General features: G+C 39.9%; 11 protein-coding genes. 9 read left to right on the top strand and 2 right to left on the bottom strand.

From position 1 onward, the window contains the following. The first annotated feature begins 6 nt into the window (after window positions 1-6). From KMW37_RS16015 to KMW37_RS15980, 8 genes are read left to right on the top strand one after another with little or no spacing between them, the layout of a single operon-like run. Entirely contained in the window at window positions 7-4,275 is a 4,269-nt protein-coding gene (locus tag KMW37_RS16015) for a PKD domain-containing protein (protein ID WP_215225667.1), read from the top strand. Continuing rightward, window positions 4,276-5,889: a contractile injection system tape measure protein gene (locus tag KMW37_RS16010; RefSeq protein WP_215225666.1), complete on the top strand. Its 1,614-nt coding sequence runs from the start codon at window positions 4,276-4,278 to the stop codon at window positions 5,887-5,889. It begins immediately after the preceding gene. Window positions 5,890-5,894: 5 nt separating this feature from the next. Further along, window positions 5,895-7,376, top strand: a complete 1,482-nt coding sequence (locus KMW37_RS16005; protein WP_215225665.1) for an eCIS core domain-containing protein — start codon at window positions 5,895-5,897, stop codon at window positions 7,374-7,376. Window positions 7,377-7,423: 47 nt separating this feature from the next. Further along, the gene (locus tag KMW37_RS16000) at window positions 7,424-10,942 is read left to right on the top strand and encodes an eCIS core domain-containing protein (RefSeq protein ID WP_215225664.1); all 3,519 of its coding nucleotides are present in this window, start codon (window positions 7,424-7,426) and stop codon (window positions 10,940-10,942) included. 9 nt (window positions 10,943-10,951) lie between these two features. After that, complete coding sequence (locus KMW37_RS15995) at window positions 10,952-11,821, top strand: tetratricopeptide repeat protein (RefSeq protein WP_215225663.1); 870 nt, start codon at window positions 10,952-10,954, stop codon at window positions 11,819-11,821. A 4-nt stretch (window positions 11,822-11,825) separates the two neighbouring features. Next, window positions 11,826-12,647, top strand: coding sequence for an N-acetylmuramidase domain-containing protein (locus KMW37_RS15990; protein ID WP_215225662.1), 822 nt, complete (start codon window positions 11,826-11,828; stop codon window positions 12,645-12,647). A gap of 37 nt (window positions 12,648-12,684) precedes the next feature. Next, the gene (locus KMW37_RS15985) at window positions 12,685-13,992 is read left to right on the top strand and encodes an ATP-binding protein (protein ID WP_215225661.1); all 1,308 of its coding nucleotides are present in this window, start codon (window positions 12,685-12,687) and stop codon (window positions 13,990-13,992) included. A gap of 22 nt (window positions 13,993-14,014) precedes the next feature. Next, the gene (locus KMW37_RS15980) at window positions 14,015-14,395 is read left to right on the top strand and encodes an endonuclease domain-containing protein (protein WP_215225660.1); all 381 of its coding nucleotides are present in this window, start codon (window positions 14,015-14,017) and stop codon (window positions 14,393-14,395) included. A gap of 110 nt (window positions 14,396-14,505) precedes the next feature. Here KMW37_RS15980 and KMW37_RS15975 read toward each other — a convergent pair whose 3' ends face one another. Then, on the bottom strand, window positions 14,506-14,922 hold the full coding sequence (locus KMW37_RS15975; protein ID WP_215225659.1) for an OsmC family peroxiredoxin: 417 nt from the start codon (window positions 14,920-14,922) through the stop codon (window positions 14,506-14,508). A 338-nt stretch (window positions 14,923-15,260) separates the two neighbouring features. On the opposite strand from KMW37_RS15975, the gene KMW37_RS15970 reads away from it, so the two are divergent. Continuing rightward, entirely contained in the window at window positions 15,261-15,656 is a 396-nt protein-coding gene (locus KMW37_RS15970) for a group III truncated hemoglobin (RefSeq protein WP_215225658.1), read from the top strand. 267 nt (window positions 15,657-15,923) lie between these two features. Here the strand turns inward: KMW37_RS15970 and KMW37_RS15965 are convergent, their stop codons facing one another. Beyond that, on the bottom strand, window positions 15,924-17,390 hold the full coding sequence (locus KMW37_RS15965) for an SLC13 family permease (RefSeq protein WP_215225657.1): 1,467 nt from the start codon (window positions 17,388-17,390) through the stop codon (window positions 15,924-15,926). Window positions 17,391-17,717: the final 327 nt, after the last annotated feature.

Genomic DNA, 17,717 nt, shown 5'->3' with positions numbered 1-17,717 from the left:
ACCGTCATGGCTAATAAATTAAGTATCATAACCACTCAATACCATACCTACAAAGTAGATCAGGTATTAACGCATACCCAATTAAATGAATCCATATCATTTTTTGAGGATCAGGATAGGCTTACCCGTGTATTTTTAAATGGCGTAGGAATAGTTTGTGGATTTAAGCTCAGCCGTCCACTCAGCAGCATTATCCGACTAACACAGGGGATTGGTGTGACCACAGATGGTGACTTGCTTAAATTACTCCAAGAATCTGAAGATCCAGACGTTTCTGGATATAAGATGGTAGAGGGCCATGTGGATTATACCCATTACAGATTGTTTGAGGATAAGAACAGCAATTATGAAAAGTTTAAGCTGGCTGAGTCCAAAATAAATTTGTGGAAAATCGTACCTGAAGATCAGGCTATAGAGACTGACCAGCCTCTTAGCAATTTAGAAGGCTTGGCAGATAAAATTGCCCTTCTTTATTTGGAAACCTACGCACTTGAGGCGGACATGTGTAGTGGAATTAATTGTGATAACCAAGGAGTGGAACAGGTGGCAAGACTCCATGTGCTATTGACAGATGAAGAAGGAGCCAAGCATTTGATGGACAATGACGGGGTCTACCAAAAGCTTGATATCAAAACACTCTATAGCTCTTTAAAGAAAATCAAACTCAAAAGGGTACTATTATCAAAAGCCAACACCCAAGATTTACAAAAACTTGAGGACAGTTATTATAAAGCCATCATGTCAACGGATATTGATGGGCTTGCTGATGGTATGAATTCCTTATCCAACTTCCTAGGATTGCCATCCAATATTACCGAACGATTAAAAATATTCCTGAAAAAGCCGAACTCAAGTTATGTCAATTATTTCCAGTACCAATATGACTGGCTAAGAGATGTAATAAGCACTTATCATGAAATTGTAGATACACTGTATGCCTTAAATGCTACTTGTCTACCTGATATTGATGCTTTCCCTAAGCACATTATGCTCGGTAGGGTCACAGATAATGACAATAAAAAAAAATTCCGACATGGATTTTATAAATCACCTATTACCGGGGATACTTCAGTAACCTCCAGGCTTAATAGTCTATTGGAAAGGATGAAATTAATGCTTTTCACCTTCCAAAATCCCAATGTGGAAATAGCAATTACCCCTTCGGTAATTAAAGGAAATTTAGGAGATAAAGCCATTCCATTTTACTATAAGGACAGTAAAATCTTAGTTGATCACTGGAACTACGACAAAACCCAAAGAGGGCAAACCGATGAAATTAACCGCTTCAAAAGGATCATAGATCCGCAAAGCAATGAGCCTATTGAACCCTTGGAATATGATTCAGATGAGGTTGATTTTTACCGAATCGAAGGACATCAAGGAAAATCATATAATCAGGCATTGATCAATATAATGGATAAGATAAAAACCTATAACCTTGATTTTGATGTCAAAGCGCTTTCCATTAATCAGGTTTTAGAAAGCATCAAAATGGAGGATTATAAATGCCATTTTGAGGACCTAATGCTACTAATGGAAGCTTGGAATGATGAAATCAGCTGTATTACCGGTAAGATCAGCCAATTCTTTTCCTCCTTGGATATCAAAAAACTAATGGCAGCAAGCAGTGTGGAAAGTGCCGAAACAGTAACTCCAAAAGTAGAGATGGCTGAGCCTTTATATAAAGCTTATGAGCCTAAATCCATTACCATAGAGGATGTAGCGGCTTTAATCAATAGCGGAAAGATCTCTTTGGCAGAAGCCCAAAGGCTCTATCCATATTTGTTTGAAGCCACCAAGGATTATAAAACTGAATCACGGTCAAGTATTCAGGAAAGTATAAGCAAAAATATCAGTTCAGATTCAGAAAGTCTAGGTATTGTCTTTGACAGCACTATCAAAAAGGAGGATACTCCTTATTACAGCTATAATGATATCAAGGTAGCTGCAGAGAAAGAAGCAGTAAATTATATCAAGGACATAGAAATCTCTGAAGATTATAAAAAGGCCTTTATTGATAAGCCTATTGAGATAATAGCTGCCTCTTATGATATCTCAAACTATATTCCCGAAAGGCTTTTTGAATTAGATGATTTTTATATTGATAAATATGAAACCTCTATCGAAAGCCTATGCAATAAATTGAAGGAGTTTAGTAAAAGTCTTGATAAGCTTGATATCAGCGATAGATTGAAGTCCTATTATCAGTCACAAGCTCTTTTCTATTCCTCCATTTGCTGTGCAGCCAATAAATTGAAAATCTTGCAAGCCGAGATCGATTCGAGGAAGAAAACTATTTTAGAAGGACTTCAATTAAGTAATTTCCTTGAACACCATCCAGGCTTAGATCATCAGGCTGGAGTCACAAAGGGTGGGACTTTTGTCTTGGTATATTTCAGCCGAGAACGAAGAGCAGTTAAAAAATCCATATCTGGTTTGAGCATCATGGAGAAGTGGGGAGAATCCAAGGAGGCTGTATATGAAAAAGCTGATTATGGCAGTATTGCTGAAAAGTATGATCTTTTCAAAGACCCCACAAAACTTGAGGATGACCTTCTCACATTGAAAAAGGCATTATCAGGAGATAAAAGTCTTTCAAGCATTTCAGGATTAACTAAGGGGCAGTTAAAAAGTAGCCTTAAGGATGGCACCGTAATGGCTGACTTTATGCTACCGTACCGTTGCTGTTCTGATTGTTCTCCCATCAATTTTATTGTCCCACGTCCAGTTGTATACCTAAACTTAAGTGAGGATACTTATTGTCTGGGATTGGACCAAGCACCAATTGGATTTGAGGTGATCCCAGTGGGCGGTACCATCAAAGTAGTAGATGAAGTTCCAGGAGTCATTGTTGGATCAAACGCAATAAGTATAGATGCCAGTTTATTTCCTATTGACAAGTTGGGTCAGCCTATCAACTTCACGGTCAACGACGAACCTACATCGGCAAAAATTACAGTATATCAAAGCCCGGTATTTGCGCTTAATTTACCTGATGGACCAGTTTCTGATCCAACAATACTGTTCTCTGCAACTCCAATTTTCGAGGAAGCCAATTATGTCTGGGACTTTGGAGACGGAACACAATCAACAGACAAAAGTCCACAAAAGGTTTATCAGCTACCTGTAAATGATGAAAATAAGCTGCCAGTTAGCCTTACTATCACACCTAAAAATGGCGCCTGCCCATCTACAGTAACAGGGGAAATTATTTTTGAAGAACCGGTAGAAGAAGTACGCTTAGATCTTAATCCTAGAGAGATTTGTAGAGATGCGCAGATAAATCCTATTGCATTTACCGTAGTCCCTGAAGATGGGGTGGTAACTGGAGAAGCCGTTCAAAATACAGCCAATGGCTATGTATTTAACCCGCTATTAGTAAGTGACATTAATCTTGGGAAGGAGTTGAAATTTAAGGTCAATGGTCAAGAAACAGATTTGACCGTGCGGGTTTATGAAAGACCAAATATTAATTTTACCAGTTTCGTCAATACTGATCCAACTTCAGGTACTTCCATTCTTTCACTAAGTGTGACAACTCCATTCCCTAATGGTACAAGCTATCATTGGTTTTTGGATGATAAGCCACTTTCTCCAACAACTAAAACCAATATAAGTCAAAAGCTTTCACCGGATTTGAAGCGAGTATCGGTAAGGGTAATGGTAGAATTGGACAATGTCTGTGAACAAGCAAGTAGTGAAACCATAACGATTGATATTAATGATGGATCAGGAAATTGTATAGATGAAGGGACTAGGTTTATCCAATTAGAAAACAAGAGATTTTCCACTTACCTAAATTCCGAAGAATTCAAAAATCTCAATGGTTCTGCACAGGATATTTTTAAGAGGGCAATCGAAGCTATGGATATTATATCTGATAAAGCTTTAAGTTTTGTCTCAGGAGAAATGAACACAAACTTAAGTGAAAATATCATTCCTTTCGCTAAGGAATTACATAAATACATATTAGAAATGGATAGTGAAAATGGTCCAGAAATGCCTAAGGTAAAGGACCTTTATAAAAGCTATGTTAAAATTTTCTATACAATAATCAAGTGTCAAGATACTTCTAATTTCGAAAAATTCAGAAATGAATTTGAAACTAACATCTTGAAAATCATTTCGGATCAAATGGTTTTACTGAAACAAAAAGGTATCAAGCTGGATATAGAAGGAACTTTGGTGAACTATTATTCAGCATTAATTAATGAGTTTGATGGAATAGATTATATTCAGGATGCAATTAGAGCACAAGCCAAAACACTTAGCTAAATGGATAATAAGGCTTTACATATTATCCATAAAATCTACTGCGAGGTACTTGAGGCAAGTCCTGAAAGGAGCCAAATGTTAAAGGATAATCTAGCGGAATGGCTAACATCTGAATTGTTGCCTTTACTGGAGATTTATCTTGAGCAAATGGACAGAACAATGGAAAATGTTCATTATCAAATTCCCAAATTGGAAATAAGCCTGCATAGTTCCTCAAAAGTGTATGAGGGCTCCAAAGCTTCTATGAGCCAATTGGCAAAAGATCAACTTTTATCTCAGGTCAGGGAACAATTGGAGCAGCAATTTCAGCAATTAGAAAAAAAGGTAAGGCAAGCCAATTTCCTTTCTAAAGAAAGACAGACAAAAAGTAGCTTAAGTGGGAATCATACTCTGGGACTGTCAAACTTGGAAAGAGAAATAAAGAGTACTATTCAAATACTTGAAACTGGCGAAAAACCTTGGTGGCTGAGTGATCAGGAAGAGCTTAAGTTTTTTAGCAATTGGTCTGATGTCAACAGTGTCAAATCAATTCTTATACATCCTAATTTCCTAAGCTTCCTAGAAAAAAGTGGAAGCGATGTGAATTTGAGAAACAGATTTTTGAAGCAATTCAGCTATAATCAAATCAAGAGTATACTGTCGGTTTATAGTTCAGAAAAGCTCTCCTTGAACTCAGGTCAAAAGCTGTTATCAGATTGGCCAAACCAAATAACCAGCCAAGGAAAATCAATTGTATTAGAGGATATATGGCGATTATTACTTTCGAAAAGAGAGGAAACAGAAATCCAATCAGCCTTTTTTAATCATATCAAAAAGCTCGAAAGTACCTCTTTAGCAGAGCAGGAAAACCTACTGAAAATCTATCAAACCAGTTATGATCTCGCCATAGAACAATACAATTATCAGCAGATAGCCCAATCCAATTGGTACAGTGCTTTATCTAAATACAGAGGCAAGGCCAATTCATTTTTAAATGCAATACTTCCAGAAATTAAAGATGCTAAAACAAATGAATTGGAAAGTATAGCATTGGAGAAAAATGCTTTGAATTTGACTAAAGAAAGCAAAGCACCGTCCCTAATTCATAAAAAAGACCATTTATTGGATGATCATTTTTTTGATAAAGAACTTCATTTGGACCAGGCAGGATTGATTCTTTTGCACCCTTTTTTCAAGGAGCTCTTCAATAACTGTAAGCTATTGAATGATAAAAATGAATTTACTGATATAGATCGAGCGGTTCATTTACTTCACTATTTAGCTACCAAAGAAGAGATGGCATTTGACCATGAAATGATATTCGAAAAATATTGCTGTGGACTCCCAATGGATCATATAGTCAATCGTGAAATTATTTTGTCAGACGAAATGAAAGAGCATGCCGATGAGCTATTGAAAATAGTGATCGGGCATTGGACAGCATTAAAAGGTACAGGACTGGATACTTTAAGGGCAGAATTCCTCTATCGAAAAGGAAAACTCGATACCCGGGGCAAGTATCCTAAGCTGATCATTGAGAGAAAGACTCAGGACATTTTAATGGAAAAATTGCCTTGGAGTATTGGAATGGCAAAATTTCCATGGAAAAAGGGAATATTATTCATTGAATGGTAGATGTTATGAGAGAGCTAAAAAAAAGAAATAAACGAGGTCAATCCAATGAAGGCCTTATCAATAGAATGGAAGATGGCCAAAAAGATTTTTTTGGTGTACAGGCCAAACTAGAAATGGGCAAACCGGGCGACAAATATGAGCAAGAAGCAGATGCCGTAGCAAACCAAGTTGTCAATAATACTGCCGCTAAAAAAGATCATATACAACAAAAAGGAAGTGAAGAGGAATTGCAACAAAAACCTTTGGCCTCTTCGATCAGCATGGTTCAAAAACAAGACTTAAAAGAAGAGCAAGAACCTGTTCAAAGCAAATCCGCGGAAGCGGAACCAGAAGAACCACTTCAAAAAGCCGAGGATGAGGAAGTTCAAGCCCAAGAAGAGGAAGAAGCCATGCAAACGAAATCTGAGGAGGAAGAAGCAGTTCAATCCCAAGAAGAAGAAGAAGTCGCACAGACTAAATCTGAAACTCCCTCAGCTAGGCAACAAGGCGCCCATCATATTGAAGCTAGCCTCAATCAAAGTAAGGGTTCTGGCAGAAAGATGGATGCAGGTATCAAAAATGAAATGGAAACAGGCTTTGGGGCAGATTTCAGTCATGTAAGGATTCATACAGATGAGCGGGCCAACCATATGAGCAAGGCCATTGGTGCCCAAGCTTTCACGCATGGTAATGATATCTATTTTAATTCAGGAAAATACAGTCCTGAATCGCATAAGGGCAAAGAGCTTTTGGCCCACGAACTCACACACACTGTGCAACAAAAAGGCATGGTACAAAAGAAAGTCCAAAGGAACTGGAGCAAGAATGAAAACTATAAATCATATGATGGCAAAACCATCAAAGCTGATCTAAAATTGAAATTCGAAGGGGCTGTGCTCAATAAAAGCAGCAATGCTTCACTTAATGCTGCAGGATTGGCCAGTGCTGCCAAAAGCCAAATTGAAAACAGCTATAAAGGGAAATTAAGAAAAAGCATTTTTGGTATCGATGTGGTATATGATGTCAGCACTACTGCCAATGTCAGGGTCATCAATAAACTTACCGACCTTAATTTTATGTCTGAGCATTTGATAGTGGTACTGGACGATAGCCATCCCAAGGTAAACGGTACTTATGGTAGAGGACCATTTTACGGCACTATAGTTTACTTAAACGAGAAACATACTCCAGGAATGATTTCAGGTTCCGACAAAAACACCATCCCCCATGAAGTCGGGCATACGGCAGGATTGAAGCACTTAATGGAAAAAAGTGATGAGTCAGGAATGATTGGTAAGCTGATCAAGGAATTGCACCATCATCAAAATAAGGATAATATGATGTGGAGAGGAGGGGGGCACCCCAGTTATTCCATGGCCGATGCAGATCAAAAACTGGTAAAAACCAATCCAGATCAATTGGATAAAGTAAGAAAACACCTCAATAATAACGAACTCAATAAGGTCAATGTATTCAATTTCATCGACCTGATGAAATTGGGCAATTAGTAATAAATAAACTTTTTAGGATGTACCATTAGAGCCAAATTTTGCCAATGAAATCTTTTAACTCAAAAACCGATTCCAGCAAAGGAAAAGCTGCCCAAAGCCAAACTGACAGCTTCTTTCAGGCTAAATTGAACATGGGTCAACCAGGTGATAAGTATGAGTTGGAAGCAGATCAAATGGCGGATCAAGTAGTTGAAGGTATCAATGATCCTTCAGCAAAACATGCTACAGACACCGCTGTTCAAACACAACAAGAGGAAGAAGTTCAAACAAAGGAAACAGCAGAGCCTGAAGTCCAAGAAAAGCCACTTGCAGAAACGGTAACACCAGTAGTGCAAGCCCAGGTAGAAGAAGAACAGGTTCAAGAGAAAGAAGAGGAGGAAGAACTCCAAAAGCTAGAAGAAGAAGAGCTCCAAAAAAGCCCAGAAGCAAGCGATGAAGGTGAGGATGAAAATGCTGAAGGTAATGTACAAGCCAAATCAGACCAAAACAATTCCGTTTCCCCACAGCTTGAAAGCCAAATTAAGTCTAATACAGGAGGAAGTTCCATGGATGCCCATACCCAATCCAATATGGAAAGTGGATTTGGGGCTGATTTCAGTGATGTCAAGGTCCATACGGACAGTTCAGCTGTTCAAAGGAGCCGAGACCTCGGTGCTCAGGCCTTTACCCATGGCAACGATATCTATTTCAACGAAGGAAAATATGATCCAGAAAGCACCTCTGGTCAGCACCTACTTGCCCACGAGCTGACCCATACCATCCAACAAGGAAGCAGTTCAGCAGTACAGAGCAAGATGGTGCAGAAGGATGGGGAGGAGGCAGGAGCACTAGCTCAAGACCCGAATGAAATACTAAAAATCTTCAGACTTCCAGCTGTCAAGGCCCGTCACCTACAGGTTTATCAAGCATGGGCTTCACAGAGAAAACTAATCAGAAAACGAAACTTTTCTAGAGATACTAACGCAAATGATAAACCACGACAAGTACGGAACTGGAAAAATCACTTTTGGGATAAACTACAAAACATTGAAAATTTGGGACTTCATGAAGATTTCAGTGGAGTAAAAAAAATTAAGATACCAGGAGACAGAGAAATAAGTGGTAGACGAAGAACACTATTAAAAAAGCTTACTATCCCAGATTGGAATAAAAATGGAGTTGTCCAGGAAGGAAAGGATAGGTACGAGGTCGATCATATTGTTGAACTCCAAGTTGCTGGATGGGCTGACAATCAAGAAGGTAATGACTTTCCAAATCTAGAATTGCTAGATGGAAGGTCTAATGCATCTTCTGGATCTAAAACAAGAAGCAATGTAGAAAGTACAGTAAGGGATTATCTGGAGGCAAATGGGGAAAGTAACACCCAAGCAGATGCCAATACCTATATGGCCTCAAATGACCTAATATTTGAAATGGTGGAAATAGATAGTGATGGAGGAGGAACCTCCCACTATTGGACCAGAGAGGAAATCACACAAGGAATGCACCTTTCAGACCTTGAGGACTTGGGTAATATTGGGGAGCCTGGTGCCCCAACTGAATTTGCTCTCATGACTCCCGATGATGGGTATTTGATGCAACTTTTTCCTCATGAAGAAACTGTTTTGTCAATTCCAGTTTCTCCAGAAAGTACTTTGTCCAAAGCTGTAGCTGGATTGAGCATCTCTCAAATTAATATTAGTGCGGGATATGATAGTCAGGAGAAAGATGCACAAATAGGTACAATGACGGTAGCTTGGGATCTACCAGAAAATTTCAATGCCCCAGAAGGAACATTTCAAGTCAATATTAAGAAGTCGGAAAGCCAATATGCGGGTATGTTGGGCAATTTGCCCGATATTGGATTGGATTTTACTCATTTAAGCCCTATTTCGTTTTCAGGATTTGAAATTACGGATGAAGGAATTATAGCTGAAGGAGTTTTAACACCATCCTTGTCATTTTTGGAAAATGCTACCATCAGAGTGGGAGTAAGGGGAAAAGAAATTTATTTTAACGCAGAGTACAGTCCTTCAAATATTAATATTCCAATACCACGGCTAAATGTAAATTCAACGACTTTAACAGTAGGATATAGCACTGTCGATGGTTTCGGAGTTAACGGTGATGTAGAACTGGAAATGCCAGACATTGCCGCCGGAAATATTACTGCAGGATATTCTGAAAGAGAAGGACTGTATTTAAGAGGAGAAATCAATTTTGATGAAGCTCTTTTCGGAAATACCCAAGCCAGTACTCGAATAGCTTACGAAAACAGCTTGTGGAGTGTCGGTGGAACTTTAACAATACCTCGAAATAAAGTCACAGGAGTAAAAACAGCCACTATAAATGCTGATTATTCACAGGAAACTGGCTTCACCGCTACAGGTGAAGCGGAACTGGACATCCCTGGTATTGAACATGGTTCAATGACTGTGGAATATGGTGAAGAAGGCTTTTCCATTGGTGGAAACTTTGATCTGAGTTCTGATATACCTGGCATTACCGGTGGTAATGTGGAAGCCCGTGTTTCCAAGGAAGCAGGGGCAGAGGAATATGATATTTTTGTTTCCGGTACCGCCCAACCAGATATACCTGGAATTTCTTCCTCCCTTACGGTTACTTATGAAAATGGCGCCTTGACCATTGAAGGATCTGCCTCCTATAGTCGAGGTATGCTCAGCGGAACCGTGAATGTAGGCGCTACCAATAGGGCAATAGGAGATGATGGGGAACCTACTGGAGAACCTGATGATACCATGCGGGTATATGGTGGTGGTAGTCTCACCCTACAGCTTACGCCATGGCTAGCGGCCACTGCAGGCGTGAATTTCACCCCTGAGGGAGAAATAGAAGTCACTGCCAGGCTTTCTTCAGATAGCTATGAAGTATTCCGAAGAAGAGAAATCAATAGAAACCTCTTCAGCGTACCTACCATAGAAATCCCCCTTTTCGCCATCCCGTTGGGCCCAAGAAGTATAGGACTGGTAGCCCAGATAGGTGGTGGCTTGGATTTTACCGCAGGCTTTGGACCAGGAGAACTAAGAAACCTATCCGCAGAAATCACCTATAATCCTGAAAGGGAAGAGGAAACCACCGTGGCTGGTCATGGTGAATTTGCCATTCCTGCTGACGCTGGCTTGACCCTAAGGGGTGATCTGAGCTTAGGGGTCAGTGTGGCCATTGCCAGCCTTAGTGGTGGAATTGAGCTGGCAGGAACCTTGGGATTGGAAGGCGAGGCTGCTGCAGAGGTGGATGTTAATTGGAGCCCACAAACAGGTCTGGCATTGGATGCTGAAGGAAGAATCACCGTCAATCCAAAATTCACCTTTGACCTCAATGCCTTTGCAAGAGCCAGTCTGGGTATTGGTTGGTTCTCAATTTCCGAAACATGGCGACACAATCTTGCTTCCTATGAATGGGGGCCTGACATCCAGTTTGGAGTAGTATTCCCTGTACACTACAGGGAGGGAGAACCATTTGATATGTCCTTTGATGATATCGAAGTGATTTATCCGGATTTGGATGTTATCGATATGGCCAAAGGATTGGCTAGGGATGTTAAAAACGATTTATTTGATTAAATTATGATTATGGAAAAAGATCAAGCTATATCACTCAATAATCAGGGAGTTAAGCATTTTCTTAACCAAGAATTTGAGCAGGCTATGAACTGCTATGAAGCTGCTTTTGAACTTGATCCCAATAATGCTTCACTGCTCAACAACCTTGGGCTATACCACCATCAACAAGGAAATTTTGAGAAGGCCCTTGAGTTTTTTGAATTGGCCCTTGAACAGGAAAGGAAGCCCAATTTTATGATCAATGCTGGTAATTCACTGGCCATGATGGGCAATAATGAAGAAGCTAGAAAAAGGTACAAGGGTGCAATTGATTTAGATCCAAAGCATGCCAGTGCCTGGCTGTCCTTGGCAAAATTGACAAGCCATGAAGGTAATTTGGATGAGGCTGAAAAATATTGGGAAACATTGCTAAATATTAGTCCACAAGAAAATTACCTCATTGAACTTGCGAAAACCCTGATTTTGAAAAAGGAATTTGACAAGGCTTTAAATATACTTTACCAGCAAGGAAATAATAGTGATTCAGCGGCCCTTTGGTTCCAAATTGGACGATGTGAATTCCAGTTGAGAAATCATGGTTTGGCAGAGAAAGCGATAAAAAAGGCCTTGGCAGATTCACCAGATAATCAGGATTACAGGTATTATTTGGCCATTAATTATTTGGCAACAGGTAATATGGAAGAGGGGTTAAAACATATTAACATGCTTCTAAAGCTAAACCCTGAAAACGATCAAATTTTGACCGAAAAGGGAATTATTCTTTGTAGTCTTCATCAATATGAAGAGGCCCTTAAGCTTTTTGAAAGAGCTTTGGAAATCCAGCCAAAAAACAAGAAAGCCCAACATTACAAAAACCTAGTGGAAAACCAAACATCCTAACATCATGCAAACCCTAAGATACCGTTCTAGAGGACCTGAAGTCCAATATTTAGAGGAAATTTTATCAGGTCTGGGATATGATATTATTGTTTCCAATTATTTCGATATGAAAACCCATGAAGCCGTCATGGACTTTCAAAAGAAGAATGATCTGGTCGTTGACGGAATTGTTGGCATAAAAACCTGGACAAAAATATTGGCCAAAAACCCAACTGTTTTGGGTCAGCACAGTAAACTATTATCCGAGAAGGACTTGATCAACTTTGCTGAAGAATATGGTCTAGAACTAGCCGCTGTAAAGGCTGTCAATGAAGTAGAAAGTAGCGGAAAAGGCTTTCTGCCGGACGGAAGGGCCAAAATTTTGTTTGAAGGCCATATTTTCTGGAGACAACTTAAAAAGCAGGGAATAGCCCCTAGCAATTATGCAAATGAGGAAACCAAGGATGTACTCTATTCAAAATGGACCAGAAGCCATTATAAAGGTGGTGCAGGAGAATACATAAGACTCCAAAAGGCAGTTGAAATCAACCATAATTCAGCCTTTAAGGAAGCTGCTTATAAATCTGCTTCTTGGGGAGCATTCCAAATTATGGGCTACCATTGTGATAGCTTAGGCTATCCTTCCATAGATGATTTTGTGGCCAAAATGCAGTTGCACGAAAGGGAACATTTAAAAGCTTTTGGAAAATTCTTAGCCGTCAATAATTTAATTCAACACTTGAAGGTTAAAAACTGGGCACAATTTGCCCGTGGCTATAATGGACCAGGCTATGCCCAAAACAAATATGATGTCAAAATGCAAAAGGCTTACGAAAAGTATAGCTAAAGTATTGAGTAGGGAGTATTGAGAACAAAGACACTAGATGAACGAGTTATTACAATTTTTAAATTTAGCTATTCGATCCAGGTTGGATTTTGAACTGGGCAAAAGTAAAACATTGCAAAAGCCCCAGATGGACCTTCATTTGAACAAGGAAGCCTCCTTGGGTAAATATATATTTGACCATGAAATAAAAAACCAAGATCTATTATTGCTGATTTTAGCGCTCGTTCCACATATCGATCCCGGTTTTTTCAATAGGATTATTCAAGATTACTTTCCAAAAGGAGGGGAGTTCCCAGAATTTGGAGGGATCAAAGCAAAACACCACAGGGGGATTATACCCACTGGAGAAACTGCCCTTTATATACTAGCGGGCAATGACCCTGAGACCCGAAAGAAATATTTTCCCTTATTCCATCAATCCCAATTATTCCAAAAAGGGATCCTATATTTAGATGAATGTGATAGAAATGAGCCTTTATGGTCTACAGCGCTACTAGTGGATAATGAATATGCAGAACTATTTACCACAGAGCATATCAATAAGCCCAAGTTGAGCAATAATTTCCCTGCCCAATTGATTAGCACAGACCTGGAATGGGAAGATATTGTACTCAATAACAAAACCTTGAATCAAATTCAAGAAATAGAAGAATGGCTCAAACATGAACAAACCTTATTGCATGATTGGGGGATGAAAAGCAGGCTTAAACCGGGTTATCGGGTCATGTTTTTTGGCGTCCCCGGAACAGGCAAAACACTTACTGCCAGTTTATTGGGAAAATACACCAATAAGGATGTTTACAGGATAGACCTTTCATTGGTGACTTCTAAATATATAGGTGAAACCGAAAAAAATCTGTCATCCCTATTTGATAAGGCAGCCAATAAAGACTGGATCTTATTTTTTGATGAAGCAGATGCCATTTTTGGCAAAAGAACCAATGTCCGAGATGCCCATGACAAATATGCCAACCAAGAAGTTTCCTACCTACTTCAAAGGATTGAAAGCCATCCTGGCTTAGTGATCTTGGCCTCAAATTTCAAAAGCAATATAGATGCGGCCTTCAGCCGAAGGTTTCAAAGTATTATTGAATTCCCAATGCCAGTGGCTGCTGAACGTTTGGTGCTTTGGGAAAAGAACATTCCTCCAAAAGCGACATTGGCAGATGGTTTGGATCTCAATATGCTGGCAAAAAAATACGAACTCTCCGGAGCCAATATTGTCAATGTCATCCAATTTGCCAGCCTCAAAGCCTTGGCGAAAGAACAGCAAGTCTTGGATCAAGAAGACCTATTGGCAGGAATCAAAAAAGAACTGGTTAAGGAGGGGAAGATGGTGAATTAAGGAATGATTAATCACAGATATAATGGGATTCAAAAAAACAATATATAATGCTCACTATTTAAAAGAGAAAAGAAAAAATCTTAGAAATAATGGTACTCCTGCCGAGGCTACTCTGTGGAAAGCATTAAGCAATAAAAAACTAAAAGGAAAAAAATTTAGAAGACAGTACAGCGCAGGTAATTATATATTAGATTTTTACTGCCCATCGGAAAGATTGTGTATTGAATTAGATGGAGCACATCATTTTACGGAGGCAGGATATAAATATGATAAGGAAAGAACTAAATATTTAGAAAACTTAAATATTAGCGTAATAAGGTTCAGAAATGAGGAGGTATTCAATTCACTTCAAAGCGTTTTAGCAGAAATCGAGAGAAATTTCACCACCCCTGGCCCCTCCTAAAAATAAGGTGGGGAACCTAATCCTACAATTTATAAAATTCAATTTTTGAAAGACGATCAATGCTCCCCTATACACTAGGGGAGCTGTCCAAAGGACTGAGGGGTTAAATCTTACACCAATTTCGCATCCATAGTGATTGCTGTGTCCAGAGATTTGGAGATGGGGCATTCTTCTTTGGCTTCTTTAGCTGCTTTTTGGAAGTCAGCATCACTCATTCCTTCCACAGTGGCACTTAGCTTCAGGTGAATATTACTGATTTTGCCATCTTCAAAAGTCACCTTTGCCTCTGTATCGATATTGGATGCGGTAAATCCCTTTTCATTGATTACAAATGCCAATTTCATGCTGAAACAACCGGCATGTGCAGCACCCACCAGTTCTTCTGGGTTGGTACCTTTACCGTCAGCAAAACGTGCTTTGGTAGAATACTTTGCCTTATCCAATACACCGCTTTGGGTGCTGACTGTTCCCAATCCATCATCACCACTGCCTTGCCAATTTGCCGATGCTCTTCTTGTAAATTTCATATTATGGTCACTTTTAAGGTTGTAAAACTATAATTTACGCTTAAGTATTGACCTTAACAAGACTTTACTTTTTTAAGTACCAAGTACTAGGTGCAAATTAAAAAGTAGGAAGAAGGCGAGTATCTCAACTGTAATGAAGAGTTTATCTTCCCACAAACCCCGAAGAGGTTAAACATAAGTAATTGCAAAGCAACATCAGACCTCGCGACCCTGAAGGGGTCGAATAAAATACCGGAGGAAAGTACGAGGTACAAGGTATAAAGTGGAAATTATGGAACAAATTCGTCTCCCATCTCATGTCTCATGTCTCACATCTAAATAATCACTAACTTTACACCATGGCAAAACATGATATTCAAAATAGGGAAGATGTAGAAAAGCTGGTGCATACTTTTTATGCCCAAGTAAGGGAGCATCCTAATTTGGGGCCCATATTCAATGGCATTGTCAGTAACTGGCCAGAACACTTGGAGCGACTCTCAGACTTTTGGGAGATGATTCTGCTTCAGTCTGGCCCCGGAAGAAACAAATTCAACCCAATGAAAGCCCATAAGGAAGTGGACCAAAAAACAGGGCAGGGGCTCACCCAGGTTCATTTTGGTAACTGGCTGGAACTTTGGTTTACCACCTTGAATAGGCTTTTCGATGGAAAGGTTGCCGACCACGCCAAAGAACATGCAAGGAATATGGCCAGCATATTGTTTTTGAGGATTTATGAGGCAAGGGATAATTAGAGAAGATAGTATTGAGTAGTTAGTAGCTAGTATTGAGTAGTGAGACATTAGATGCTTGATATTAGACTTTAGATTTAAGAATAAAGAGTAAAGAACAAAGATTTAAACGTCATACGAAGGAGGGCGGTAGAGCCTGTCCCGATCACCATCAGGAACGACTTTAGCAATCTCGTCTTCCGAAAACAAGATCGCCATGTCGCAAAGCTCCTGGCGATGACGTAACCTGATTCCCATCTCAATACTCAGGACTCATGACTAAATACTAACTTAAAACGGATAAACCTTCAAATCCAAATTCCACAATACTGGCATCAGGTAATAGACAAAAAGGCTGATAAAAATAATGGACAATATATTCATCCATAATCCTGCTTTGGCCATAGCTGGAATAGTGAGGTAGCCCGAACCAAAGACCACCGCATTGGGTGGCGTAGCTACAGGGAGCATAAAGGCACAACTTGCCGCCATGGTGGCTCCGACCATCAAACCATAAGGATGGACGCCTAAAGACAAGGCTACCGAACCTAAAATCGGTAAAAGCATGGATGCTGTGGCTACATTAGAGGTGATTTCAGTTAAGAAATTCACGGAAGCAACAATTACAAAAAGGAAAATCAGAAAATGGATCGCCTGTAATGCTTCAAAATGGCCACCCAACCAAGCTGCCAAACCGGTCTCTTTAAAACCTGCTGCCAAAGAAAGCCCGCCACCAAAAAGCAATAAAATGCCCCAGGGGATATTTTCAGCTGTTTTCCAATCCAATAATCGTTTGTTTCCCTGACCAGAAGGAATCATAAATAACAATAATACGCCTGCCAGAGCAATAATGGTGTCATTCAAAAAGGGGAGAAGCTCCTGTAATAAAAACACCCTGCTGATCCAACAAAAACTCACTAAGCTAAAGACGGCCAATACCCTTTTTTCCTGTGTGGATATTTTTCCCAAACCCTTTAGATGCCTTTGGATTTCCTGTTTGCCTCCAGAAAGGGCCATATCCTTGGGAAAAGGATAAGCTACTTTTACTAAATACCACCAACAAAGCCCCAAGAGTCCTAAGGAAATCGGCAAGCCGATCATCATCCATTCCGCAAATCCAATTTCTATTCCATACAATTCCTTGACAATGCCCACCAAAACAATATTGGTAGGTGTACCTATAATTGTAGCCACTCCGCCAATAGAGGCACTATAGGCAATTCCCAACATCAGGGCTTGCCCGATCATGGTTTCACTGATTTTTGTTCCTGAAAGCCCTTCAGACAACTGATGAACTACGGCCACAGCTATGGGCAGCATCATTAGGGAGGTAGCAGTATTGGAAATCCACATGGACAGAAATGCCGTGGCCAGCATAAAACCAAGCACGATCAAACGCATATCCGTACCGATAAAAGCAATGATCGATAGGGCTATGCGCTTATGTAGATTCCATTTTTCTATGGTAACGGCAATCATAAAACCACCCATATAAAGTAATACTTTAGGGTCTGCATAGGGACTGGCCGCATCATCCATGGACAAAGCACCGGTCAGGGGAAATATCAATAAAGGCAATAAGGCCGTAGCAGCAATGGGAATGGCTTCTGAAATCCACCAAATCGCCATCCAAACGGCCAAGGCCAACACCGCAAGTGCTTCAGGAGACAAGCCCTGAGGATGAAAAAATAATAGGATCAATGTAAAAGCCAGTGGCCCCAGGATTAATCCCGTACGCCTCCAAATAGGGTTATTCATAAAGTTCTATTGCTAATAAAACAAAGTAAAGCCCCAATAATAAGGATAATTGTCCGTATTCGGTAATCGGTAAGCTGTTATCAGTGGTCGGTAATCCCGTAATCAGGTCCTTGACGCGTCATTGCGAACGTTGTGAAGCAATCTCATTCTAATAATAACCAATCAACAGTAATCAGTGCTCCGTAAACAGTGTCATTCCGAGACCTAACATTTGGTACCCAACCGCACAAAAGGGAATGACGTTTAGATCGAAGTGGCCTGTACAATATAGCCGTCCCTGGTATAGTGCAAATTGCCTGTTTTCGAGCATGGTTGGATAGAAAGGAG

Source organism: Echinicola shivajiensis, assembly GCF_018642165.1.
In the GTDB taxonomy this organism is placed as follows: Bacteria; Bacteroidota; Bacteroidia; order Cytophagales; family Cyclobacteriaceae; genus Echinicola; species Echinicola shivajiensis.
The sequence above is the reverse complement of the archived record's forward strand: the minus strand, read 5'-3'. Positions and strand labels throughout refer to the sequence as shown.

Excerpts from the sequence above, each read along its gene's own strand:
- KMW37_RS15970 (WP_215225658.1), top strand. The coding sequence starts at position 15,261 with ATGGCAAAACATGATATTCAAAATAGGGAAGATGTAGAAAAGCTGGTG.
- KMW37_RS15990 (WP_215225662.1), top strand. The coding sequence starts at position 11,826 with ATGCAAACCCTAAGATACCGTTCTAGAGGACCTGAAGTCCAATATTTA.
- KMW37_RS15965 (WP_215225657.1), bottom strand. The coding sequence starts at position 17,390 with ATGAATAACCCTATTTGGAGGCGTACGGGATTAATCCTGGGGCCACTG.
- KMW37_RS15980 (WP_215225660.1), top strand. The coding sequence starts at position 14,015 with ATGGGATTCAAAAAAACAATATATAATGCTCACTATTTAAAAGAGAAA.
- KMW37_RS16010 (WP_215225666.1), top strand. The coding sequence starts at position 4,276 with ATGGATAATAAGGCTTTACATATTATCCATAAAATCTACTGCGAGGTA.
- KMW37_RS15985 (WP_215225661.1), top strand. The coding sequence starts at position 12,685 with ATGAACGAGTTATTACAATTTTTAAATTTAGCTATTCGATCCAGGTTG.
- KMW37_RS16015 (WP_215225667.1), top strand. The coding sequence starts at position 7 with ATGGCTAATAAATTAAGTATCATAACCACTCAATACCATACCTACAAA.
- KMW37_RS15975 (WP_215225659.1), bottom strand. The coding sequence starts at position 14,922 with ATGAAATTTACAAGAAGAGCATCGGCAAATTGGCAAGGCAGTGGTGAT.
- KMW37_RS16005 (WP_215225665.1), top strand. The coding sequence starts at position 5,895 with ATGAGAGAGCTAAAAAAAAGAAATAAACGAGGTCAATCCAATGAAGGC.
- KMW37_RS15995 (WP_215225663.1), top strand. The coding sequence starts at position 10,952 with ATGGAAAAAGATCAAGCTATATCACTCAATAATCAGGGAGTTAAGCAT.
- KMW37_RS16000 (WP_215225664.1), top strand. The coding sequence starts at position 7,424 with ATGAAATCTTTTAACTCAAAAACCGATTCCAGCAAAGGAAAAGCTGCC.